The organism is Nocardioides sp. NBC_00163, assembly GCF_045206295.1.
Taxonomy (GTDB): Bacteria; Actinomycetota; Actinomycetes; order Propionibacteriales; family Nocardioidaceae; genus Nocardioides.
The window spans coordinates 333,557-357,179 of the sequence record NZ_CP108155.1 but is presented as its reverse complement, the minus strand read 5'-3'; the positions used below and the strand labels follow the sequence as shown (position 1 = coordinate 357,179).

General features: G+C 66.1%; 21 protein-coding genes. 12 read left to right on the top strand and 9 right to left on the bottom strand.

Annotated features, from left to right (window positions below; translation table 11 throughout):
* Positions 1 to 208: 208 nt before the first annotated feature.
* Positions 209 to 1,216 (top strand): MBL fold metallo-hydrolase, encoded by a 1,008-nt coding sequence (locus OG801_RS01775; RefSeq protein ID WP_406033210.1) that lies wholly within the window; start codon positions 209 to 211, stop codon positions 1,214 to 1,216.
* A 307-nt stretch (positions 1,217 to 1,523) separates the two neighbouring features.
* Here the strand turns inward: OG801_RS01775 and OG801_RS01770 are convergent, their stop codons facing one another.
* The 5 genes from OG801_RS01770 to OG801_RS01750 all read right to left on the bottom strand — a co-directional run bounded on the left by OG801_RS01770 (position 1,524) and on the right by OG801_RS01750 (position 7,236).
* Positions 1,524 to 3,644: a hypothetical protein gene (locus OG801_RS01770; RefSeq protein WP_406033209.1), complete on the bottom strand. Its 2,121-nt coding sequence runs from the start codon at positions 3,642 to 3,644 to the stop codon at positions 1,524 to 1,526.
* 62 nt (positions 3,645 to 3,706) lie between these two features.
* Positions 3,707 to 3,862, bottom strand: coding sequence for a hypothetical protein (locus OG801_RS01765; RefSeq protein ID WP_406033207.1), 156 nt, complete (start codon positions 3,860 to 3,862; stop codon positions 3,707 to 3,709).
* A gap of 87 nt (positions 3,863 to 3,949) precedes the next feature.
* Positions 3,950 to 4,498 carry a flavin reductase family protein gene (locus OG801_RS01760; protein WP_406033205.1) on the bottom strand — a complete coding sequence of 183 codons (549 nt, stop codon included), beginning with the start codon at positions 4,496 to 4,498 and terminating at the stop codon, positions 3,950 to 3,952.
* A gap of 63 nt (positions 4,499 to 4,561) precedes the next feature.
* A complete protein-coding gene (locus OG801_RS01755; protein WP_406033203.1) occupies positions 4,562 to 5,770 on the bottom strand; it encodes an acyl-CoA dehydrogenase family protein in 1,209 nt (402 codons plus the stop codon).
* A gap of 245 nt (positions 5,771 to 6,015) precedes the next feature.
* Complete coding sequence (locus OG801_RS01750; protein ID WP_406033201.1) at positions 6,016 to 7,236, bottom strand: cytochrome P450; 1,221 nt, start codon at positions 7,234 to 7,236, stop codon at positions 6,016 to 6,018.
* Between the two features lie 455 nt (positions 7,237 to 7,691).
* Between OG801_RS01750 and OG801_RS01745 the strand changes: the two genes are divergently transcribed.
* Positions 7,692 to 7,823 (top strand): hypothetical protein, encoded by a 132-nt coding sequence (locus OG801_RS01745; protein WP_406033199.1) that lies wholly within the window; start codon positions 7,692 to 7,694, stop codon positions 7,821 to 7,823.
* Positions 7,824 to 7,975: 152 nt separating this feature from the next.
* Here the strand turns inward: OG801_RS01745 and OG801_RS01740 are convergent, their stop codons facing one another.
* A complete protein-coding gene (locus OG801_RS01740; RefSeq protein WP_406033197.1) occupies positions 7,976 to 10,813 on the bottom strand; it encodes an AAA family ATPase in 2,838 nt (945 codons plus the stop codon).
* 228 nt (positions 10,814 to 11,041) lie between these two features.
* Between OG801_RS01740 and OG801_RS01735 the strand changes: the two genes are divergently transcribed.
* The 10 genes from OG801_RS01735 to folP all read left to right on the top strand — a co-directional run bounded on the left by OG801_RS01735 (position 11,042) and on the right by folP (position 21,011).
* A complete protein-coding gene (locus OG801_RS01735; RefSeq protein WP_406033195.1) occupies positions 11,042 to 12,376 on the top strand; it encodes a glycine cleavage T C-terminal barrel domain-containing protein in 1,335 nt (444 codons plus the stop codon).
* A 123-nt stretch (positions 12,377 to 12,499) separates the two neighbouring features.
* Positions 12,500 to 13,417: a formyltetrahydrofolate deformylase gene (gene purU, locus OG801_RS01730; RefSeq protein WP_406033193.1), complete on the top strand. Its 918-nt coding sequence runs from the start codon at positions 12,500 to 12,502 to the stop codon at positions 13,415 to 13,417.
* Positions 13,414 to 14,262 (top strand): bifunctional methylenetetrahydrofolate dehydrogenase/methenyltetrahydrofolate cyclohydrolase FolD, encoded by an 849-nt coding sequence (gene folD, locus OG801_RS01725; RefSeq protein ID WP_406033192.1) that lies wholly within the window; start codon positions 13,414 to 13,416, stop codon positions 14,260 to 14,262. The genes purU and folD overlap by 4 nt, the downstream gene beginning before the upstream one ends.
* On the top strand, positions 14,259 to 15,209 hold the full coding sequence (locus tag OG801_RS01720) for a hypothetical protein (protein WP_406033190.1): 951 nt from the start codon (positions 14,259 to 14,261) through the stop codon (positions 15,207 to 15,209). Before folD ends, OG801_RS01720 begins: the two co-directional genes overlap by 4 nt.
* Entirely contained in the window at positions 15,206 to 15,940 is a 735-nt protein-coding gene (locus OG801_RS01715; RefSeq protein ID WP_406033188.1) for an HpcH/HpaI aldolase/citrate lyase family protein, read from the top strand. The genes OG801_RS01720 and OG801_RS01715 overlap by 4 nt, the downstream gene beginning before the upstream one ends.
* A gap of 54 nt (positions 15,941 to 15,994) precedes the next feature.
* On the top strand, positions 15,995 to 16,912 hold the full coding sequence (locus OG801_RS01710; protein ID WP_406033186.1) for a VOC family protein: 918 nt from the start codon (positions 15,995 to 15,997) through the stop codon (positions 16,910 to 16,912).
* Between the two features lie 7 nt (positions 16,913 to 16,919).
* Positions 16,920 to 17,390, top strand: coding sequence for a nuclear transport factor 2 family protein (locus OG801_RS01705; protein ID WP_406033184.1), 471 nt, complete (start codon positions 16,920 to 16,922; stop codon positions 17,388 to 17,390).
* Positions 17,380 to 18,096 (top strand): alpha/beta fold hydrolase, encoded by a 717-nt coding sequence (locus OG801_RS01700; RefSeq protein ID WP_406033182.1) that lies wholly within the window; start codon positions 17,380 to 17,382, stop codon positions 18,094 to 18,096. The genes OG801_RS01705 and OG801_RS01700 overlap by 11 nt, the downstream gene beginning before the upstream one ends.
* A gap of 6 nt (positions 18,097 to 18,102) precedes the next feature.
* Positions 18,103 to 20,172 carry a chorismate-binding protein gene (locus OG801_RS01695; protein WP_406033180.1) on the top strand — a complete coding sequence of 690 codons (2,070 nt, stop codon included), beginning with the start codon at positions 18,103 to 18,105 and terminating at the stop codon, positions 20,170 to 20,172.
* Entirely contained in the window at positions 20,169 to 21,011 is an 843-nt protein-coding gene (gene folP, locus OG801_RS01690; protein WP_406033178.1) for a dihydropteroate synthase, read from the top strand. The genes OG801_RS01695 and folP overlap by 4 nt, the downstream gene beginning before the upstream one ends.
* Position 21,012: 1 nt before the next feature.
* Here the strand turns inward: folP and OG801_RS01685 are convergent, their stop codons facing one another.
* The 3 genes from OG801_RS01685 to OG801_RS01675 are packed head-to-tail and all read right to left on the bottom strand — an operon-like array spanning position 21,013 to position 23,608.
* The gene (locus OG801_RS01685) at positions 21,013 to 21,918 is read right to left on the bottom strand and encodes a metal ABC transporter permease (protein WP_406033176.1); all 906 of its coding nucleotides are present in this window, start codon (positions 21,916 to 21,918) and stop codon (positions 21,013 to 21,015) included.
* A complete protein-coding gene (locus OG801_RS01680) occupies positions 21,915 to 22,670 on the bottom strand; it encodes a metal ABC transporter ATP-binding protein (protein WP_406033175.1) in 756 nt (251 codons plus the stop codon). The genes OG801_RS01685 and OG801_RS01680 overlap by 4 nt, the downstream gene beginning before the upstream one ends.
* Positions 22,670 to 23,608, bottom strand: coding sequence for a metal ABC transporter substrate-binding protein (locus OG801_RS01675; RefSeq protein ID WP_406033173.1), 939 nt, complete (start codon positions 23,606 to 23,608; stop codon positions 22,670 to 22,672). Before OG801_RS01675 ends, OG801_RS01680 begins: the two co-directional genes overlap by 1 nt.
* Between the last annotated feature and the right edge of the window lie 15 nt (positions 23,609 to 23,623).

Here is a 23,623-nt window from a genome sequence, read left to right as displayed (position 1 = left end):
CGCGTAAGTGGCGTGTCAATTAGGAATCGAGGAGACAGGTATGTGCGACAAGCTATCTCACGCTATCGCAGAGCATGAGCCGTCCGTGAGGAGACGCGGATTGCTTGGTGTGGCAGCGGCCGCGAGCATCACCCCGGCCCTGATTGGATCACAGGCGCAAGCCGCCCCGAATCGGACTGGCTCCGCGCGACCGAGGACGCGGACGGGGGTGACCCTCCTGGGCACCGCCGGCGGCCCGATCTTCATGACGGCCGACCGGCGAGGCGTCTCCACTGCCGTTACCTACGGGGACCGGGTGTACATCGTCGACTTGGGCCATGGGTCGGTCGAGCGTCTTGTCGAGACAGGCTTGGTCGGAGACACCTTGCAGAGTGCGCTGATGAACGTGCGGGCGATCATGTTCACCCACCTTCACTCCGACCACATCACCGAGTGGCCAGCCGTGTATATGACGGGGCCGGTCAACACTGAGCAGGGTGGCCGTGCCGCCGACCCCATCCTGGTGCGCGGTCCAGGCAATCGTGGCACGTTGCCTCGCGTCTTCCCGCCGGCTCGTCCGGCGCCGCCGGTCGTCAGCCCTGACGATCCAACGCCTGGCACCCATGCGATGACGGCCTACCTACGCCGTGCGTTTGCTAGCGACTTCAATGACCGCCTCCGCGATGCCAGGTGGATCGACCACGACTCAGTCTTCGACGTCCAGGACATCGATATCGCGCCGTACTGGACAGTCGACGAAAGCGGCGTTCCCCCCACATTGCCGCGCGGGACGCGAATCCCCGTCCTCGTCGACGGCGATGTCACGGTCACCGCCACCCTCGTGGACCACCACCCGTCCGCACCGGCGTTCGGTTACCGGTTCGACACCCCGGATGGCTCGGTCGTCATCTCCGGGGATACCTGCCCGAGCGAAAACCTCATCGACCTAGCCCAAGGCTGCGACTATCTCGTACACGAAGTCATCGACGAGATCTGGGTCGACGAGTTCACCTCCGCGCTGCCCCCCGAAGCCGGCGAAGCGCTCAGGCAGCACCTCCTCGAGTCCCACACCACCATCGCCCAGGTCGGGACCGTCGCCCAACACGCCGGAGCGAAGAACCTGGTCCTCACCCACCTCTCACCTGCAGTGATCCCAGCGATCCGCTTCAGCAAGATCAGGCAGGCCTATGACGGTCGACTGCACGTCGGCAAGGACCTCATGAGCCTGGGCGTCTAACCACAGCGAAGCAGCTCATGGCGCTCGGGAGGGCTGTTGGTCGGGCTGGCGCAGACCCCGCTGATGTGTGTTCGCCGGCTGGTCGAGCTCGGTCGGCAGCGAGCCGATGTGGCCGCACCGGACTTGTCTGCGGTGGCGCAAGTAGGCCGGCAGGGTCAACAATGTGTGGTGCGGTCGTCGTGATGCTTAGTTGGAGAGATCCGTGCAGGTGAGCTCGAAGGATCACGCGGTGGCCACCTCTTCGTCCCACATACACGTCGGGGACGAAGTTGGTGACCCGCGGTTACCCCACTATCAGAGACCCGCCTTATGGGACTGGCCTCAGGTTGAAGGAGTGACGTCCGGAGAGGTCAACCTCGACGGTCAGTTCCCCTGAGGAATCAGCTTCGACGTCAGTTGAGACGGCGCCATGGGCGACGTATCTCTGACCGGGGCGTAGGCGGTCGATCCTCATCCTGAAGCGACCGGGCTCGCGTCCTGGATACGTGACGACGTCCAGCCCGGAGCCGTCGGAGACCGCCTTGGCAACCAACACGTCAGGGGTGGGCACTTCGACCAATCGCGGGCCTTCAGTCCACTCCGGTCGTCGACCCTTGGTCATCATGTCGGTCAGTAGCGGATCTTGGCTGAACCCCGCGAAGCCGAGCATTCCGTTGGAGTGCACTGACCCGGAGCCAAAGCTCCACACGCCTGGTGATCGGTCATCCTCTTGGAAGCTCAACTGCTCGAGCGCCGCGCTCCAAAGTCGCTCGTGCCACTCACGCTCGCCGCACTCACGTGCCAACATCATCGCGCCAACGAGTGCGTTCGCGTTTGTCTTCTGCGCAGTCCCCCAGTCTGGGTTCTCCCGTCCGACCGAACCAGGATTCTGGAATGCCCCGGTCTCGAGCCACTCTCGGCGCAGGTTGTGCCACGAGCGCCATGCGAGGTCAGGAGACAGGGGCGCGAGAAACGCTGCGATACCTGCGGTGGTGGCGGTGCCAGTCATGATTCCGCGGGCAGAGACACCGGCCCCGGCGACCACGAAACCCATCAGGTCGCCGGTCGACAACGTGAACTCCCGAGCGAGCGCGTCCTCCAGACGTGGCGCGACATCAAGAGCCGTGCGGGTGCCCCGGACGGTGTCTGCGACGCCTAGCCCGGCAGCCGCGACAGCATTGCAGTATGGGAACACGAACCCGCGCTTGCGTCGCCTTCCGAACGGTGCTGGCTCGCACGGCCACAGGCAGAGTTCTTCGCCGAAATTTCTGGCAACGATGGCGTTGAGTCGCGGATGATCAAACGTGTAGCGCTTCTCTCGCGACCACTCGAAGAGCAGTGACTCACGTTCATCGTAACGAGAGTCGCCGGTCGCATGGCGGAACATGCCGAGCTGTAGGTTGAGGTATCCCGTGAACATGATGTTCTGCGGTACGTCGATCGGATCTGCGCGTCGCTGAATGAAGTCCAAGTTTCCGAGAAGGTTTTGCCAGTACCAGTATCCCCAGACGCGCCTGTCCTGGAGGCGATCGATCAGCGCGACCTGAGCATCCAGCAGTGCTCCGGAGTAGGACGGCGTATGCGCGTAGCCAAAGGTCGACAACGCCCACCCCAGTGCGTTTATCTGATACCGATACTTCCCCAATGGAAGGGCGAGTTCCTTGTCGTAGCTCTCCCAGTTGTCAACCGGTTGCTGCGCGACGCGCAGAAGATGGCGGAGGAGCCGCAACTCGTCTTGGCTGGCCTCTGTGACTGTTGACTCGCCTGAAGAACGATCCAGTGCAACAGGAGCGGTCCGCGCTCCAACAGGGGTCGTGAGTCCTTCGAGGTGCCGATGGCGGTCGCTTCCGACCGCGAGCCCCGCTCGGTGGACTAGTTGCGCGCGGATCAGCAACGCGGCGGACAGGATCAGAACCGCCACCAGGGCTATCCACGGAATCCAGCTGAGTCGCTCCGACTGACTACCGTGCCCAGTGGTCAGGGCCGCGCCGGCGACAGCCGAGGAGACCACGACAGCCGGAAGTGTCACGAAGTCGGCCCAGCCGACGAGACGGAACATATAGGCCCATGCGCACGCGGCCAGCACACTGACGAAAGCCACCACATGACCGACGACAACGACGGTATAAGGAGCCGCCAGCAGCCCGATGCAGAGAAGCAAGATGCTCACCACGGTCGCTGTTCCCACGGCTGGGCGGAACCGCCGCAAGGCCCACAAGACGGCTGCAACTTCAAGGCCGACGAAGACGGCATGGCCAGCGACGTGCATCGTCGACTGCGGATGGTGTGGGGCCGGGATGGCATAGAGCAGTCCAGCGCCGGGAAGGACCAGACCGGCTCCGAAGGCGCGCCAGGCAGGGGATAGGTCCAAGACATGTGGAACGACTACCGCGGAGGTCCAGAACAGGTAGGCGAGCGCCAAGGTACGCAGGAGCCAGCGACGGGTCATGGGTCCTCGTACACGTTGTGGTGGTGCCAGCACCGTCGCGTTCATGGGAACCGATGGAGTTGTCATGCGTACTCCTGCTGCTTAGACGAAGTCATCACGAGATGCCCGGACGTCGCAACCTCCTGCGGCGGCTGCGCGACACTGATCTGGGCGTCGATCTTGCGGAACGCGCGGTAGAGCCGGGCGCCTCGAGGACCGAGAAGACCGAGTCCGGTCATGAGTAGGCAACAGATCATGCGATGGCCCATCCGATCCTGAACTCGACCAATTGAATCGGCTGCGACTGCGCCGGAGGATTCGAAATCTCACCAGGTCCGGTAGAGCGTCCAACCATCGGGAACCGATCGCCCCGCGTCTACCAATCCGGTCATCCGCCCGTCGGCGAACAACAGCGGCCGGCCGGCTTCAGCGGGTACGGCGACGTCGAGCACCTCAGAGAGCACAAGGTGATGGTCGCCCGCAGGCGTGACCGCGTGCGGGCGTGTGTGGAAGGTCATCAAAGCCGAGTCGAGTACGGGGGTCCCGTACTCGGAGACGGTCCACGACAGTCCGTCGAATCTCTCATCGAGGGGGCGGCTGAAGCTGTCGACAGTGTCGGCATCGTGCTGGGCCAGAACGGAGAAGGAATGGCTTTCGAGCTGGTTCAGGACGCCGAAGGTGGCGGAGTTGCTCATCGCGAAGTAGCCGACGAGGAGTGGGTCGAGCGATACGGTGGTGAACGTCCCCACGACCATCCCGACGGGCTTGTCTTGATGCATGCCGCCCGCGACGACGACGGTGGTCGGCAGTCGGCCGCAGATCTTTCGAAAGGCTCTCGCGTCGATCGCGGGTCGTTCTTCGGTGAGCGCTGGCATCTTCAGCTCCTCGTCTTGCATCGCTTCAGAGATCTCGGGCGTACAGGGGTTCGGTAGGACCGGTCAGTGGGGGCCGATCGGCGGAAGGCCAAGCTGCTCCTGGCCGGACATCGCGAAGATCCCATCCGAGTCCAGGGTCACGTGACGCGTGCCGGCGATGACGTCGCGCCAGAACCGCTGGAAGGGAACCTGCAGCGACGTGGCAGAAGCGCTGGCGCCTTCCATGAGAAGGTTCACGGCTTCGATTGCCTGGCGGGTTGCGAATCCGACATCGCGTCGGAGGCGAACGCGTTCGGCGATGGAGATCTCCTCACCAGCGAGCACCTTGGCCTCGTGCGGCTTCAGGCCCGTCTCGAGGAGTGCCATTGCTGCGTCGATCTTGGCCGAAGCCTCTCCGACCTTCGCCTGAATGAACGGGTTGGCTGCCGCGGGAACTCCGGCGCCTGCCTTCAGGGAGGTCTTGACCTTCGTGCGCATTGTCTCGGTGAACCAGTCCAGCGCGCCTTGGGCGGCGCCGAGCAACGGTGCCACCAGGATGACCCCGCCAAGCGTGGAGAAGTTCCACCTCGCCACGGCGTTGTCCTCAGCAAGCTGGCCGGGAGTCTTGCCTGCGGTGATGTCGTCTACGGTGACCACCCGGTGGTGCGGTACGAACAGCGGGTCGCGCCGAATAAGGGTCTTGCTGCCCGTGCCTGCGAGACCGGAGACCTGCCAACTGTCCTGATCGATCTCCAGGTCCTTCGTCTCTACCATGAACCAGGTGGTGGATGGCTCGCCGTTGACCGAGGTGACGGCGGACACGACGGCCCACTCAGAGTTGTCACTGTTGCTCGAGTATCCCCACGAGCCCGAGATTTCGTATCCGCCGTCGACGGGTACTGCCTTCCCAGTTGGGATGCCCGAGAGGCACACTGTGCTGTCCGGCGATTCGGCCCAGAGTTCATCGTGGACCTCGAGGGGCCAGTAGGTGGCGAACCAGGTGCACGAGTTGCCCACCAGGACGGCCCATGATGTGCTCGCGCATGCGCGGCCCATCTCGAAACCGACCTTGAGCCACGTGGTCGGCCCGAGCTCGAAACCGCCGTACCGCGCCGGAAGGCAGAGCTTGTGCAGCCCGGCCGCCTTGATCAACGCCGTTGTCTCGGCTGAGACCCTGCCGTCCTGCTCGGTCTTGCGTGCACGCTCGGCGAGGACGGGCTGCAGCTCGCGGACGCGATTGAGGATCTCCTCCTCCGACGGTGTCGTGGTCTGCTCTGCAACGGCTGCGGTCATGATGGGGCTCGCTCTCAAGTCAGGTTGAGTTTGTCTTGTCACCGAGACGACATGTCCATGATCGAGGTCACAGGCAAGTGTGTCAAGAGTCTCACTGCTCGCTCTTGTCAGCGCCGGGGGCGTTGCTGGCTCCGGCGCCTTCCTGGGCACCTTCACTGGCAGGGTGCAGAATGTCCTGTGCCGCGAGTCAGTGGCATGCGGATTCTCGATGCGAGGTAAGTGCCTCGACGGACTCCGCATGGGACTTAAGAAGCAATCGACCCGTCGTTGGCGGGGTGAAACTCCAGTGGCATCTCGTCGACCGAAAGTACGGGGAAGCTGCGACGGACAACGTCTCCAGCGACCGAGAACGAAGATGTCCGAGCGAGCAGTTCTTCGAGCGTGAGGCGCATGTTCATTCGGGCAAAGTGCTGACCGAGACAAGCGTGCAGACCGAACCCGAACGACAAATGGCTCTTGTCTTCGCGGTCGAGGTCGAACCTCTCGGGATCTGGAAACTTCCTCGGGTCGACGTTCGCCGATCCGTAGCTCGTGAGGACGTACTCGCCTGCCGAGATGGACTTGTCTCCGATGACCGTGTCCTTGGTGCACTTCCGGCTCAGGGTCTGCTGCGGCGTGTCGAGGCGCAGGCTCTCCTCGAGGGCATCGGGGATCCGGTGCGGCTCCGCACGCAGGCGGTCTTGCAGCTTTTGGTCGAGCGCGAGGCGCAGCACCGTGTTGGACAGGGCCGCGGTGGTGGTGCCATGTCCTGCCAGCATCATGGCGATGATGAGCTTGCTGATCTCTACATCCGTCAGCGGGCGACCCTTGATCTCGCCCGAGATGAAGCTGCTGACGATGTCCTCGCGTGGGCTTGTTCGGTGGTCGTCGATGACCTTCTGGACGTAGGGCAGCACCTTGAACATGGCGTCGACAAACAACTGCTCGTCCTCCTGTCCGTTGACCGCGAAGCCGACCTGCTCGCCGGTGGCCATCACGAACTCGTGGTGGACGGGCCAGTCGGCGTCCGGAACGCCAAGGAAGCGGCACAGGACGCGAGTGGGGAAGCGGTGAGTGTAGCCGGTGGCAAAGTCGGCCCGACCTCTGCCGATCAAGTCGTCGATCATCTCGACGGCGATCTCCCTGTTGCCGGCCTCGAGGCGTCCGACGACCTCGACAGGGAAGTTGGGGTTGAGCAGTTTGCGGTAGCCGGTATGAAGGGGAGGGTCGGCGAACAGGGGAAAGATCGCTGGTGTGGTCCCATCGGCCTCGGTCGCCACGGTGCTACTCATCGACTTGAAGTCGCGAAGGACTGCCTGGAGTTCGGCGTGCCCCAACGCCCCCCACCAGTCGACGTCGGAGCCGTCGATGTTCACCCGGCTAACGGGGCATCGGGCCAGTGCGTCCGCATATGCGCTGGCGGTGGTCGCTGTCGGGTCCATCTTGAGCGGTCTTAGCGCTTCGGTCACGTCGAAGGGAGTGTCCATTTCAAGTTCTCCTGGGTGGTCGGCCGGGATCGGGTTCGGGGCAGTGGCGCACGGGTCGTCGTCGGTGTCGCGCCATCAGTTGCTACGAGCGGCCTGAGGTCGCCGCCTGAAAGCGCGCGTCGGTCGCAGGTGTCATGGCACTCCTTCTTGGATGCCCGTGCGCTCTGCCGGTGTATCGAAGGGTTGACACCCACTGCCAGTGAGTCTTGTATTGAGGACAGAGTGTCCGTTATATGACGCTAGTCACAATGTACTGACTCGTCAAGAGTGGCGCGGAGTCGCCGATTCCATGCGAATGGTTCGGCCTGTGGATGGGGCGCCTTTGTGTAACATGGACCTGCATGCAGGAAATGATGTCCTGTCGACGGGGTTTGTGGACTGGTGTAACCCGGTCACATCCGACTGGTCCGGGTACCCGGTGTGCTGGACCTGCTGTCGCGGAGGAGGTGTGGAACGTGCGAGATCGAGACATTGATCCAGTTGTCGAAGAGGACCCTGAAGAGCCGCTCGAAGCGATGGTCGCGATGGTGTTGGCGTGGGGCGTCCCTGCCGAGATCGCTTTCGGCGATCCGGATACGCCGCAATAGGCGCCTGAGCGAGGGCGCCTGGCTCAAAGCGAGTACTCGTACATGGGGTTGGCTGTGCTCACCGCGCGGGGCGCACAGCGTCGGTCTGCCTGCTCGGTGGTGGGTGTGCGTCGAGTGGGTCCGCGGGCGCCGTCGTGCGGTCGAAGCGACACTCAGCTCTCGATGTCCAGCGGCTGACCGGACATGGCTGCCCGCAGTTCGTCTCGGGACGAGACCTCGAGCTTGCGGTAGATGTTGCGGCGATGCCATTCGACCGTGCTCATCGTGAGGTACAGCGTCTCGGCGATCTGTCGGCTGGTGTGACCTTGGGACATCAGGTCCGCGATCCGGTGCTCGCTGGGGGTGAGCGAGTCAGGGCCCAGGATCGCGGCGCGGCGGGGGCGTGCTCCTGCCGCGAGCAGTTCTTGATGGGCGCGTTCTTCCAGCGCGAGCGCACCCTGGCGATGGGCCAGGTCATGCGCGCGTCGGAGCGTGTCGCGGGATTTCACCCGGGTGCCGGCACGACGCTCGGCCGAGCCGAGCTCGAGAAGGGTCTCGGCGAGCTCGAGGCTCGAAGCATCCTCTGCCTGTAGGACCTCGGCGGCGCGGTGCAGCAGATCTGGGTCCGGTGAGCCTTCGAGCATCGCGCGGGTCCTCAGCGCCGCGCCGAGTGTGGACGGCAGCTGATAGCGCTCGGCGTCTTCGATGTCTTGCGAGACCATCTCGACGGCTTCGGCGTGGCGACCGAGTCGGTGCAACGCCAAAGCGGCTTGAGAACGCCAGGGGCGCAGCATGTAGCCGGGGTTCGTGTAGCCGTTGCGCTGGAGAAGCTCGCCGACCTTCATGAAGTCATCGAGCGCAAGGTCGTACTGATCGGTGACCAGACGCAGTCGGCCCCTCGCCATGTAGAACCAGACGTTGAGCGTCGCGGTGGGCCCCTCGCGCAGGCCGGCCTCGGCTTCCTCGAGAACTGTGGCCGCTTCGTCGGTCTCTCCACGGTCGAGGTGGCAGTAGGCCAGGATCCCCTGTGGCGCCGGAACGGTCGACTTCCAGCCTCGCGCCATGCCGATGACGGCGGACTGCGCGTCTGCCATAGCGTCGCGGACGTCGCCCTTGGCATAGGCCGCCATGGCTCGTGCGAGGGACATCTCGGCGAAGATCAGCGAGTCTCCTCGCTGTCGCGCGTCTTCCAGTACGCGGTCGGCGACGCTGATGGCTGCGCTCGGTGACCCAGCCCAAGTGAGCGCCAGGACGGCGTGGCTGAGTGTCATTCCGTCCGAGGTCTCGTGCCACAGTTGGAGCCCGTCGCCCAGGGCTGCCAGGGCGAGAGCCGCATGGTCGGGCGCCGCTGGCTCTGACATCGCCCGGTAGACGGCTAGGTGGAGCAGGATCAGTCGCTCTGCTGGAGTCAGCGTGGGCGCATCCTCGAGATCGGGTGCGAGTTTCTCGAGACGCTCAACGGCGTCCTTGGGTCGGTCGACGAGATAGGCGGCCGAGGCGAGGTAGCCGGCCTCGAAACGGAGCGACAGTTCACGGTCGCTGGCAGCGAAGTCGTCGGCCCCGCGACGGAACACAGTCAAGGCCTCGGCGGAACGGCCGTACCGGAAGAGGGTCTGGCCTAACGCGTACATGCCCCGGGCTCGCGGCTGAGGCTCCGCGAGCAGCAGCAGGGCGCGTTCGAGATGGACCAGCGACTCGGTCTCGCCGGCCGCGGCCTCCATGATGCCGAGCGCAATGAGCGTCTCCCCGCGATCGATGGCATTGAGATCGTCCTGATCAAGGGCTCGGCGTAGGAACACGGCAGCCGTCGCGGGCGCCCCCTTACGGCCTGCGCTCCGACCGGCAGCTCGCAAGATCGGGCTGACCCACGGCTCGGAGAAGGGCGCCGTCCTGAGCAGGTGGAGCGCCACCTCCTCGTCCGGGGCGGCCAGTTCGTGGAGTAGACATGCCGCGCGTCTGTGCAGGCGGATCCTCTCCTGGGCGCTCAGCCGGGCATAGACCGCGGACTTGATGATCGGGTGGTGGAAGCTCAGCCCGCCCTCTGGGTCCAGGATCTGTGCGCACTGCAAGAGGTCAGCAGCGACGAGCGCGTCCTCAATCGACAGCCCAGCCGCGGACGCGGCGGCACCGACCTCCGTCGGTCCGGCCAGCACGGAGACGGCGCGCGCGAGGGCCACCGCATGCGGGCCCAGGCTCTGGATCCGCAGGTTCACGCTGCGGGTGACCCCGTCGGGTGCGCTGTCGGGTAGCGCCCGGATGCCTCGTTGGGTGGTTGCTGCAGTCACCTCCCGCAAGAGGAAAGGGTTGCCGCGGGTGGAGGTCCAGGCTTTGTCGACGAGGGAATCGAGATTCTCCTCGACTCCCAGTGTGGCGGTGAGAAACTCGCGGGTGCCTTCCCGGGTGAGCTCGGTGAGCTGGATGGTGAGGCCTGCTTCCAGCATGAGCCTGGTGAGCGTGTCGCCATCCGCAGCCTGGTCGCCTGTCCGTACGGCCAGAACGACTGCGACAGGCAGGTCGTGGATCCGCTGTGTGAGGTAGTGCAGGAAGCGGAGAGACTGCTCGTCGGCCCACTGGATGTCGTCGATGACCAGGACCACGGGGCGAGCATCGGCGAGGTTGACCACCAGCCAGTAGAGGCTGTGCACCAACGCGAACTCGTCGTTAAGCGAAGGGCTGTCCTCGTGCTGGCCACGGAGCACCCGCTTTGCGAGCGCTGCGTGTCCGCGGAAGAGCCCGTCGGCCACGTCGTGATCGGCCTGGGTCGCGCGCTCGAGCAAGCGCAGGACGACCCCCAGTGGATAGCCGCGCTCGAGCTCGGATGCGCTCGCCTCCAGGACCTCGGCATCGCCCGACCCGAGGCATCGTGCGACGAGCTCTCGCAGAAGCCGGGTCTTGCCGATGCCCGCCGAACCCTCCACGAGAGCCAACGCCCCCGCGCCGACGGTGCAGGTCCGGACCAGCCGCTCCAGCGCGTCGAGCGGTTCCTGGCGTTCGATCAGAGGAGCGGGCACAGCGCGGCGCCTCCTTCCGGCGATGACAGGAGGACGCCTGATGTGTCCTCCGTCACTGAGTCTAGTGGCGATTCGGCGTGGTCATCCGCCTCCAGGGGGTGGGTGGGGAGAGGGGATTTCTGTGGCCGAATCCCCATGGGGACTCCTGTGGGGCAGGTCACAGCTGTGCCGACCTAGCGTCGTCGCCAAGGACCACTGTGGTTGTGGTCACACGACGAGGAGGATCCAATGACGGACGCAGCGCCTTTCCGAGCATTCAAGGGGATGCCCCCGGTCCCGTACTTCCCGGTCATGGGGGCGTCGGAGCATTCGGGCTGGATGGACGAGCAGCGCTCCTGGCACGAGGACTGCTACGTCGGCGACTGGTCCTTCGTGCCACAGATCCGGGTCAAGGGCCCCGACGCCTTGCGCCTCTTCCGGGACCTCTCGGTCAACGACTTCGTGAAGTTCCCGGTCGGCAAGGCCAAGCATGTCATCCAGTGCAACGACGACGGCAAGGTCATCTCCGAGGGCATCCTGCTGCGTCACGCCGAGGACGACTTCGAGTACCAGGTCGGGACGCCCCAGTGGACCCTCTACAACGCGCACAAGGGCGGGTACGACGTCGAGATCACCTTCCCGTTCACGCACAAGTTCCAGGTCTCCGGCCCCAAGTCTCTCGGAGTGCTCGAGCGGCTCACCAAGACCGACCTGCGAGACGTACGTTTCATGAACACCAAGACCGGCGAGATCGGTGACGTCGAGGTGACGTTCCTGCGGCAGGGCATGGCCGGTGAGATCGGCTTCGAGATCCAGGGTCCGATCGAGAACTACCCGACCGTCCTCGAGGCGATCCTCGAAGCCGGCAAGGACTTCGGGATGCGCCGGCTCGGGACCCGCGACTTCATGATCAACCACCTCGAGGCGTGCTACCCGACGGGTGCGATGCACTTCTACAACGCGCTCGGCGACGAGTCGCTCACGGACTACCGCAAGTTCATGGACGAGAACCTTCCGCCGGAGTGGGAGCCGACCCCGTTCAACGGACCGCTCCGCTACAACTTCTCGACTTCCTTCACCGGCAGCTGGGACGGCGAGAACATCGAGGATCTCTACCGCAGCCCGATCGAGATGGGCTGGGGCCGCAATATCGCGTTCGACCACGACTTCCCCGGCCGCGCCGCCCTGGAGGAGGAGATGGCGAACCCGCCCCGCAAGGTCGTCACCCTCGAGTTCAACAGCGACGACATGAAGCGTATCCACGCCTCCCTCTACGACGACGGCCCGATCTACCAGCAGCTGGACCTGCCCGAGAACCAGTGGGTCTCGGCGTGGACGGACTGGATCCTGAAGGACGGCGAGAAGATCGGGCACTCCACGCACCCCGGTTACAGCGTCTGGTTCAAGAAAACCCTGGCGCTGAGCTTCATCGACGTCGCGTACAGCGAACCCGGCACGGAGGTCACGGTGCTGTGGGGACAGCCCGGAGAACCGCAGACCGAGATCCGCGCCACCGTGGCACCGGCTCCGTACAAGCAGGACAGCCGACGTCGTGACCTGCGCAGCGAGCCCGCTCTCGCTTGACGCACAGCAGTCCGGGTGCGTGAGCCGGCTCCGCCTCGCCCATCGTCACAGCCGAGCGACCGGCCGCGCGCCCGTACTCGACGCTCACCCGCCCACCAACCGCAACTCACCGAAGGCAGAACGATGACCAAGACCTCCGTCCAGTCCCCTCCGCGGCCGGCCGCCGGCGCCGATGCACAGGCTGACGACCTGGGCCGCCTTCTCGTGCAGTGCGACGACGGACCTGGAATCGTTGCCGCGGTCGCCAGCTTCCTGGCCGAGTACGGCGCCAACATCGTCGAGTCCGACCAGACCACCACCGACCCGGTCGGCGGCCGCTTCTTCCTGCGTGTCGTCTTCCATGTCGAGAACCTCAGCCTGGTCATCGAGGATCTCGAGCGCTCCTTCGCGAAGAACGTGGCGGGCCCGCGCGGCATCGAGGAGTGGCAGATCACGAAGGCAGCCACCCCGAAGCGCGTCGCCATCATGGCGTCCAAGTATGACCACTGCCTCCTCGACCTGCTGTGGCGCTGGCGCCGCGGAGAGCTGAACGCCGACATCGGGCTGGTCATCTCCAACCATCCCGACCTGGCCGAAGAGGTCCGTTCGTTCGGTGTCCCGTTCGTGCACATTCCGGTCACCAAGGCCACCAAGCCCGAGGCGGAGGCCGAGCAGCTGCGCCTGCTCACCGGCAACTTCGACCTCGTGGTGATGGCGCGCTACATGCAGATTCTCTCCTCGGACTTCATCGCCGGCGTCGGGTGCCCGGTCATCAACATCCACCACTCCTTCCTGCCCGCGTTCATCGGCGCGTCCCCTTACCAGCAGGCACACCAGCGGGGCGTGAAGCTGATCGGCGCCACTGCCCATTACGCGACGGAAGACCTGGACGAGGGCCCGATCATCGAGCAGGACGTCGTACGCGTCAGCCACTCCGATACAGCGGCCGTGCTGCAACGTAGGGGTGCGGACGTCGAACGCTCGGTCCTTCTTCGTGCCGTCCAGTGGCATTGCGAGGACCGGGTGCTGCGCCTCGGGCGGACGACGGTGGTGTTCGCATGAGCGCGCTGATCATCGACGGAAAGGCTGTCGCTCGCGAGGTGCGCGAAGGTGTCGCCAGGTCGGTGGCCGAGCTGCGCCGGCCGCCGGGCCTCGCCACCGTCCTCGTCGGAGAGGACCCAGCGTCGGCCATCTACGTGGCCAACAAGCGAAAGCTCTGCACCGCCGCCGGGATCCGCGACCTCCACCGGCAGGTGCCGGCCGACATCGCCCAGGGGGAGCTCGAGGCTCTTGTCGAGGAGCTCAACGGCGATGAGGACGTGGACGGCATCCTGGTGCAGCTGCCGCTTCCCGATCATCTCGAGGCCCGTGCGGTGGTCGATCGCATCGATCCCGCCAAGGACGTAGACGGGCTCACCACCTTCAACGCGGGGCTCCTCGCCCAGGGACGACAGGGCCTGCAACCCTGCACGCCCGCCGGTGTCATGTTGCTCCTCGAGCAGGCCGGGATCGATCTGGCCGGGAAGCACGCGGTCGTGATCGGTCGTTCCGACCTCGTCGGTCGCCCGATGGCACAGCTCCTCACCCAGGCGAACGCGACTGTGACCGTCTGCCACAGCCGGACCAAGGACCTGGTTGCCGAGACCTCCCGTGCCGACGTACTGATCGCGGCGGCCGGCGTCCCTCGGCTCATCGGCGCCGACCATGTCCAGCCGGGGGCCACTGTCATCGATGTCGGCATCCACCGCACCGACACCGGCATGTGCGGCGACGTCGACTTCGACGAGGTCCGTGAAGTGGCTGGCGCGCTCACTCCGGTGCCAGGCGGCGTCGGACCCATGACCATTGCGCTGCTGCTGCGCAACACCGTGCAAGCCGCGTCCAGGCGCGAGGAGATGTCGCCATGAGCTACGACCCGCAGAACCTCCGTGATCGCATGAGGTCACCCACGCAACGGCTACAGGGCTCGCAGACGGCCGACCAGCCTGCCGCCGCGGCTGCGTACTTCGACTTCAGCGTCGTGCCGCCCGACGAGGTGACCGACAATGGCTCTAGGACCTGGTGGGTCCGCGGCCAGAACTTCGTCCTGGCGTTCTGCTGGGCTGCAGAGGGCGCGGTCTTCACGCGCACCGAGCAGAAGGACGAGTACGTCGTGCTGGTTCCTCGCGCCGGCACACAGGTCCGCGCGGCCGCCGACGTCGGTCCCGACGCCGACATCGAAGGACCGGCCCTCTTGATCATGCCCCCCGGGCCCAGCGAGCTGGAGGTCCATGGTGGCGGACCGGTGATCCGGCTCTTCACGACCGAGTCTGAAGACCTCGTCGCGCGATGCCGCAATCAGGAGGACTACGCAGAGCCCCACGCCCATGTCGCACCGCTGATCGCCTGGCCGGAGCCGGCTGATGGCCACCGCATCAGGGCCTATCGGATCGCCGATCATCCGTACGAGCCGACCCGGTTCGGGAGGCTCTTCCGCTGCTCGACCTTCATGGTCAACTGGTTCGATCCTGACCAGGGACCACGCGATCCCGGTGCCTTGTCTCCGCACCTGCACGACGACTTCGAGCAGTGCTCCCTCGCCCTCGAGGGCTCCTACGTCCACCACATCCGCAGCCCCTGGACCTCGAGCCTCTCTGACTGGCGCGACGACGACCACCGTCTCGTGGCCAGTCCGTCCATCGCGATCATCCCGCCGCCTGCTCTGCACACGAGCCAGTCCGTGGGACAGGTGCGCAACCACCTGATCGACATCTTCTGCCCGCCGCGGGAGGACTTCTCCAACCAGGATGGATGGGTCATCAACGCCGCGGAGTACCCGCGTCCCGACCTCGAGGACGAGGAGACGGGGCCGTGACCACTCACCTCAGAGAGGTGCTGTCGTTCCCGGCACTCGGCACCTTCGCCAAGATCGGTCACCGCGATGTGATCGAGGTGCTCGCCATCGCGGGCCTGGACTTCGTGATCATCGACATGGAGCACGCGGCGCTGGGACCGGCCGAGGTGCACGCACTCGTCGGCGCTGCGCTCGGCAGCGGGCTGCCACCGCTCGTACGGGTGCCGGACCACGACGCCACCACCATCGCGCGGGTGCTGGACTCCGGTGCGCACGGAGTGCTCGTGCCGCACGTCAGCACCGCTGAACAGGCCGAGCGGCTGCTCGAGGCCGCGAGGCTACCGCCGAACGGACGGCGTGGTTACGGGCCGACGGTGCGCGCGGGGCGCTACGGAAGCGACCCCGATGCCTATCGCAAGTCTGCTGAGCTGGCCCTCGTCATCCCGCAGATCGAGGACCCGGAGGGGGTCGAGAACTGCTCGGCGATCGCCGCCACCGGCGTCGGCCACCTGTTCGTGGGGATGGCTGACCTGGCCGTCACGGCAGGGCTCGAGACGAGCGATCCCGCTCTCACGGACATGCTGCGCCACGTCGACGGGGTGGCCCGACGCCACGACATCGTCCTCGGCACCGCCGTGAGCGCGGCTCACGGCCCGACCGCCCCGGCCGGCCTCGACTCGGCCTCCTTCCTCGCAGTCTCCAACGACGCCAGCCTCCTGCTGGAGCGAGCCAGAGCACTCGCCACGGTCTGAGGAACCCCTGACCCTTTCGGGCAACCAGCCCACCTTCAACACAAGGAGAACGAAATGCCCATCAACCGCATCGACCACGCGGCCATCCGCGTCCAGGAGCTCGGTCAGGCGCTCGAGTGGTACGAGGGCGTCCTCGGCCTCACCGTGCTCGACAAGAACGAGAAGCGCGCTCTGCTCGCCTGCTCGGGCGACGCCGCAGACCTCACGATCACCGCGGGAGGCCAGAGCCTCGACAGCTTCGCCTTCGGCGTAGATCACGAGGACGACCTCGACGAGGTGATGAGCCGTCTGTCGAAGAACGGCGTCGAGTACGAGCGCTACCGCAGCCCCGACCGTCCGGGTCACGGGGAGATCCTCGGGTTCGACCTGCCCAGCGGCCACCGCATGGAGTTCGTCGTCGCCGACGGCAACCGCCGCGCCGGTGTCACCGAGACGACCTCGGACGGCGGCTTCCGTCCGACCGACATCGACCACATCAACCTGCTCGGCGAGGCCGACCCGCAGGAGTGGTCCGACTTCATGAAGATGGTGCTCGGATTCAAGCAGTCGCTCGTGCTGACCGTCGCCGGCAAGTGGGCCGCCTCGTGGATGCGAGCGACCAAGCTCGACCACGACCTGGCGTACATGCAGGCGCAGCGGAAGTCCGACCGTCTCCACCACGTAGCCTTCGCCGTCGAGGACGGCAACCACTACTTCCGCCTCTCGGACCGGCTCGTCGAGACCGGCAACCGGTGGGAGTTCGGTCCCGGCCGTCACATGGGTGGTATCCCGCAGGACACCCAGGGCTTCGGCACGAACTGCTTCGCCTACGCCTTCGACCCGACCGGAAACCGCAACGAGTTCAGCGCGGGCATGAACGAGTTCGACGACTCGGAGTTCTTCATCGCCGAGACCTCGCCGGAGAAGTTCCCGGAGATCATGAACGGCTGGGCCTACAACATGCCCGAGACCTTCATGACGATCGGATCCTGATCAGGCCATGAACGACTCGCCCGCCGGCCGCCGTCTCGACACCACCCAGGACGTGCGCGACCTGATCATCAACACGTGGTGGAACGTCGACCATGAGGCGGCGGTCGGCGGTGAGCGCTACTTCACCCCCGACGGCGTCTGCCAGATGCCGGCTATCACCATGACCGGTCGTGAGGAGATCGCTGCGGGGTACGCGAAGCGTCAGGCTGCCGGCGCCCGTCTGTCGCGACACCTGGTCACCAACCTGGTCGTGCAGCACCAGGACGATCTGCGCGCCCGTGCCCGGTACGTGCTGACGCTGTACGCAGGTCGTGGCCGTCAACCGGGAGTCCTGACGGAGCCGCAGGCAGTTGTCGATGTCGTCGACGAATGTGTTCGTGACGACGGCCGTTGGCTCATCGAGTACCGCCTGCTGACGAGCGTCTTCATCAGTGCCTCGAACGACTCGGTCATGTTGGAGCCGCGCCATGACGACTGATGCGCGGTCGGGTCGTACCAAGAGGACCGTCGCTGTGGTCCACGGCTGGGGGAGCACCCCGGCTCGCACATGGCCCGAGGACGGGCTGGCCGGTGATCTTCGGAGGTCCGGGCTGAACGTGGTGGCACCGACGCTTCCCGGGCACGGCTCGGGCGCCTCCACGTGTTCCGACGACTACGCAGACATCGACCGCCAGCTTCGCGCGTTGCTACCCCGTACGTACATCGACGGCTCGGGCGACGCGGTCGGGTTCTCCCTCGGGGGCAAGCTCCTGCTCAGGCTGGTGAGCTGCGGTGCTCTTCGCGTCCGGCGGCTTGCCGTGCTCGGAGTAGGGGCCAACCTGTTCACCGGCGAGGCTGGCGATGCCGTCACGCGTGCCCTCGCGGACGGCCCTCCCGATGGCGCCGGACCCGGTTTCCGCGAGGTCATCTCGGAAGCCCGGGCCTCCGAGATCAACCAGGATGCGTTGGGTGCCGTCATCCGGCGCCCGCCGCGGCTCGTCGAGCCGCCGGACCTCGCGGCGGTCACCTGTGATGTGTTGATCATCGTCGGTGAGGACGACGACATCGCCGGTGACCCGGCCCCACTCGCGCAGGCACTGCCGTCCGCGACCGTGGTTCGGGTGCCAGGGCTCGGTCACAGCACCACGCCCCACGACCACCGAGTGCGCCAACTGGTCTCCGAGTTCCTCCTCCGCGAGGAGTGATCCAAGGTGGTCGAGCGAGGTTGGGGAGGAACGGCCGGGTCATCGCTCTGTGTCGAGCGCGTCCCGATCGAGCTGCCGCACGATCCGGGGGCGGTGCTGCTCGGTCTTCGTGACCGTGCTCATCTGGCTGCTCTTCTGGGCCGGTGGCACGACGGGAGGGCGGTGATCGCCTGGGATCCGTTGCATGTGCTGGAGCCGGATGCGGATCCGTTCACGGTGCTCGATCTGGCCCCTCCGGCTGTGGAGGGAGGCTTCGGCGGTGGGTGGATCGGCTCCTTCGGCTACCGCCTGGGGCGGTTGCTCGAGGACATCGGCCCTGCTCACCCGTCGTCGGTGCCGGTCACACGTCTCGCGTTCTACGACCGAGTGCTCGTCCGAGAGCGTGGTCGATGGCGGTACGAGCGGCTGACGGGTCATGTCGATCCGGCTCGGTGCGCGGATCGCGACGCGCGCTTCCGACACGATCTCCAGGGACTCGCCGCCGGCCCCGCGTGTGCCAGGCCGGAGCCGTACGACCTCGGGGACTTCGCGAGCGCCTCTGGAGAGGCAGCACATGCGGCGTCGATCCGTCACGTACGCGACGCGATCATAGACGGCGACCTCTTCCAGGCCAACATCACCCAGCGGATCGAAGCTGACTTTCGCGGTAACCCGCTCGATGTCTTCGTGCGTGGATGGCGGGCGCTCGAGCCGGACTTCGCGGCGTACGTCGGCTGGCCCGGAGCGGAGATCGCCAGCTTCTCGCCGGAGCTCTTCCTCCGGCGTAGAGGCCGACGCATCACGAGCTCCCCGATCAAGGGCACCGCTCCGACAGCTGCCGACCCGCGCGAGCTGGCGAGCTCGGCCAAGGACCGAGCCGAGAACGTCATGATCGTCGACCTGATGCGCAACGACCTCGCCCGGGTCTGTACGCCCGGCAGCGTGGACGTGCCGGCTCTGAACCGGGTCGAGGAGCACTCGGTCCGCCACCTTGTCTCCGACGTCACCGGAACGCTCGCGAACGGTGTCCACGACGGCGAAGTCCTGCGCTGCACGTTTCCGCCCGGATCGGTGACGGGGGCGCCGAAAGTGGCCGCCATGCGCCTGATCGACGCACTCGAGCCGCAGACGCGTGAGGCCTACACCGGCGCCATCGGATACGTGAGCCCTGGTGCAGGGATGGAGCTATCGGTGACGATCCGGACGCTGGAGTTCTCGCCGGGCAAGGCATGGATGGGCGTCGGGGGAGGGATCACCGCTCTCTCCGACGATCGGCTGGAGGTGGAGGAGTGCCGGGTCAAGGCCGAGCCGGTGCTCCGAGCGATCGGGAGCCGCTGGCCGCGTACGCCGCCACAGCTGTCACCTGACAGTGCGCGGCTCCCGCGCCCGGCCCCTTTTCGCACGGCGTCGACGACATCGGAGCTGTCCCGGATCCGCAGGTTCTTCGAGGCCGGACAGGGTTCCGATGTGCCCAGGGTTCTGGTCGTGGACAACTACGACTCGTTCGTTCACATGATCGTCCACCAGGTCATCCAGACAGGTGCCATAGCGGCCGTCGTACGCAACGATGCCCTGAGGCCCGACGATGTGGTGTCGCTCCGTCGGACGGGTGTCTTCACCCACCTCCTGCTCTCGCCGGGGCCGTTCGCGCCCGCGGAGGCCGGGATCTGCGTGCCAGTGGTGCGCGCGCTGGCGGCATCGACACCCGTGCTCGGGGTCTGCCTCGGTCACCAGGCCATCGGCGAGGCGTTCGGTGCTCGTGTCGTTCGTGCCGGCCGCGTCGTGCACGGTATGTCCGACGTTCTCTCCCATGACGGGGAGGGGCTGCTTCACGGACTGCCGGCGTCGATCCGGGTCGCGCGCTACCACTCGCTGACGGTCGGTGCCGTCGATCTCCCGTCGAGCCTGGAGCCGACCTCGTGGTCGTCCGACGGTGAGCTGATGGGAGTCAGGCATCGCCTCCACAGTCACGTCGAAGGACTCCAATGGCATCCCGAGTCGATCCTGACCGATCACGGGCAGCGAGTCATCGAAGCATTCGTCGGCGCGCGCGTCTCGTCACGCGTCCTCGCGCCCGTCAAGGAGGTCAACTCATGAGATCAGAGCGAGTGACGCAGCTGGTGCGACGCATTCACGACGACGGACCACCGCTGGTGTGCGGCATCGTGAACGTGACTCCGGACTCGTTCTCCGACGGCGGGCGCTTCACCACCCAGGCGGCCGCCGTACGTCACGGACTGCTGCTCGTGGAAGAAGGAGCGGACCTCATCGACGTGGGAGGTGAGTCGACGCGACCCGGGGCGCGAGCCATCGGCGAGCAGGAGGAGATCGACCGTGTTGTGCCGGTGATCGCTGACCTGGTCGACCGAACCGCATGTCCCGTGTCGGTGGATACCTCGAGCCCGGCCGTGATGCTCGCCGCGGCCGAGGCAGGCGCGTCCATGGTGAACGACGTGCGTGGCCTCAGACGGCCGGGAGCGATGGAGTCCGTCGCTGCCAGCGGAGTCGCAGTGTGCATCTCCCATATGCAGGGCGAGCCGGCGACGATGCAGGATGATCCCGCGTACGACGATGTGGTCGCGGAGGTGTCCGCCTACCTCGTGGGTCAGGCCGAGATCTGTGAGCGAGCCGGCACCCCGCGTCACGCCATCGTGCTGGATCCCGGTTTCGGGTTCGGGAAGACGCTGCCCCACAACCTGCAGCTGCTTGCCTCACTGGCGGACGTGGCCCCCTCCTACCCGCTGATGGCCGGCCTTTCGCGCAAGGGGATGCTCGGGGTGCTGACCGGGCGTGCCGTCGGGGACCGGATGGTTGCCTCGGTGGCAGCTGCGCTCGTCGCTGCTCAGCGTGGTGCCCGGATCCTCCGGGTCCACGATGTGGGGCCGACACGGGACGCGATTGCCGTGTGGACGGCTGTGCGTGGCACGGACGGGTGACTCATCCGGTCGAGGCTGTCGCCGCAGGCGCGGACGAACTTCCGGCCCTCCCGTGTGCCAGCCGCAGCTTCGCGATCAGGCCGTGTCGGGGACTCAGCAGGTAGACCACGAAGAACACGGTTCCCTGTACGACCACGACGAGCCCACCGGAGGCTGCGTCGATCCAGTAGCTGAGGTAGATGCCGACGATCGAGCACGCCACCGAGGTGACAGGTGCGATGAGGAGCATCCGACGGAACCGGTCGGTGAGGAGATAGGCCGTCGCGCCGGGGATGATGAGCATCGCGACCACAAGGACCACTCCGACCACCTGGAGGGATACCACTGATGTGAGTGCGAGCATGCCCAGGAGCAGCGATCGCAGACCACGGGTGGAGATGCCCAGTGTGTGGCAGTGGATGGGGTCGAAGGCGTACAGGGTCAGGTCACGCCTCTTCAGGAGCAGGATTGCCATCCCGACTGCCGCTAGTGCGGCGACCTGGGCGAGATCCGTCTCCGAGACACCGAGGATGTTTCCGAAGATGATGTGGTTGAGGTCCTTCTGGCTCGGCGTCACCGAGATGAGGACCAGGCCGAGCGCGAACAGCGTGGTGAAGACGATCCCGATCGCCGCGTCCTCCTTGACGCGGCTGGTGGCCGAGATCGCTCCGATGACAAGGACGGCCAGGACCCCGAAGCCAAGTGCACCGAGCACGAGCGGAACGCCCGTGATGTAGGCGACGACCACACCGGGAAGGACGGCGTGGGACACGGCGTCGCCCATGAGGGACCATCCGACGAGGACAAGCCAGCACGACAGCAGCGCGCACAGGACCGCCGCGATGGCCGTGGTCAGGAGCGCGCGAACCATGAACTCGTACTGGAGCGGTTCGAGGACCAGGTCGAGGAGACCGATCTGGGTGCTCATGCGACACCGTCCAGGCTCTGAACCGCGGTCAGGTCGTGCGTCTCGAGACCGAAGGCCCGAGCCAGCTGGTGGGGTTGGAGCACCTCTTCGACCGCTCCGTGGAGCAGGACGTGGCGCTTGAGCAGAACGGCCTCGTCCGCCAGCTGGGGAAGGCCATGCAGGTCATGGGTAGAGCAGAAGATCGTGCGGCCGTCCGCAGCCAGGTCCCTCAGCAGCCTGATGATGGTGGCTTCGGAGCGCTTGTCCACACCGGCGAACGGCTCGTCGAGCAGGAGGACACGGGCGCCTTGGGCGATACCTCGAGCGACGAACGTACGCTTCTTCTGTCCGCCCGAGAGCTGGCCGATCTGCCGGTCGGCGAGTTCGGTCAGCTCGACCCGGGCGAGTGCTTCCGCCACCGCGGCGTGGTCGGCGCCTCGCGGACGGCGGGTGAAGCCCTGGTGGCCGTACCGGCCCATCATCACTACGTCCCGCACTGACGTCGGGAACGTCCAGTCCACCGACTCGTTCTGCGGTACGTAGCTGATCAGACCGCCTCGACGCGCCGCTGTGGGGGAGAGACCCCCGATCGTGACCCCGCCCGCGCTGGGACGGACCAGCCCCATGATCGCTTTGAAGAGCGTCGACTTCCCCGAGCCGTTCATGCCGACCAGGGCCGTGACGCGGCCGGACTCGACGCGGAGGATCGCGCCGTCCAGGGCATGCACCGCGCCGTAGCGGACGTGCAGGTCATCGATCTCGATCTCGGACATCACAAGTCGCCTCCAGTCAGTGCACCGACAATCGTGTCTGCGTCATAGCGGAGCAGGTCCAGGTACGTCGGCACAGGTCCGTCGGACTCGGAGAGCGAGTCCACGTACAAGGTGCCTCCGAAGGCTGCTCCGGTGGCGTGAACGACCTGCTTCATGGGTTTGCCCGACACTGTCGACTCGCAGAAGACGGCCGGCACTTCGTTGGTCTCGACGAACTCGATGGCAGAGGTGATCTGCTTCGGCGTGGCCTGCTGCTCCGCGTTGACGGGCCAGATGTACTTCTCCGTCAGACCTGCATCTCGTGCCAGGTAGGAGAAGGCTCCCTCGCAGGAGACCAGAGCCCGCTTGCTCTCCGGAACCTCCTTCAGCCTCGTGACCATCTCGTGCTGGACCGCCTGGAGCTCGGCCTTGTATGCCCTGCCATTGGCGAGGAAGTCCCCTGCATGCTCAGGGGCCAGGTCCGAGAATGCGTCAACAATGTTGTCCACATAGATCTGGGCGTTGACCGCACTCATCCACGCGTGCGGGTTCGGCTTGCCGGCATAGGCGTCGCCGGTGATGTCGATGGCATCGACCCCCTCCGAGACGACTACGTGCAGGACGTCTGCTGACTCGATGAACTGGCCGAACCAGGCCTCCAGGTTCAGCCCGTTGTCGAGGACGAGGTCGGCCTCCGAGGCCTTTGCGACATCACGCGGTGTCGGCTCGTAGCCGTGGATCTCTGCGCCGACCTTGGTGATGGACTCCACCCGCAGGTGATCGCCGGCCACGTTCTCCGCGATGTCCTCGAGCACCGTGAAGCTGGTGAGCACCACCGGCCGCCCGTCGTCCTTCCCCGTAAGCCGAGCGGTGGCCGAGCTGCAGCCGGCGCATGCCGCCAGGAGCAACACCGCGAAGAGGGCCGATCGGCTCCGACGCTTCATTCGACGAGTGGACATGGCTTCTCCTTAGGT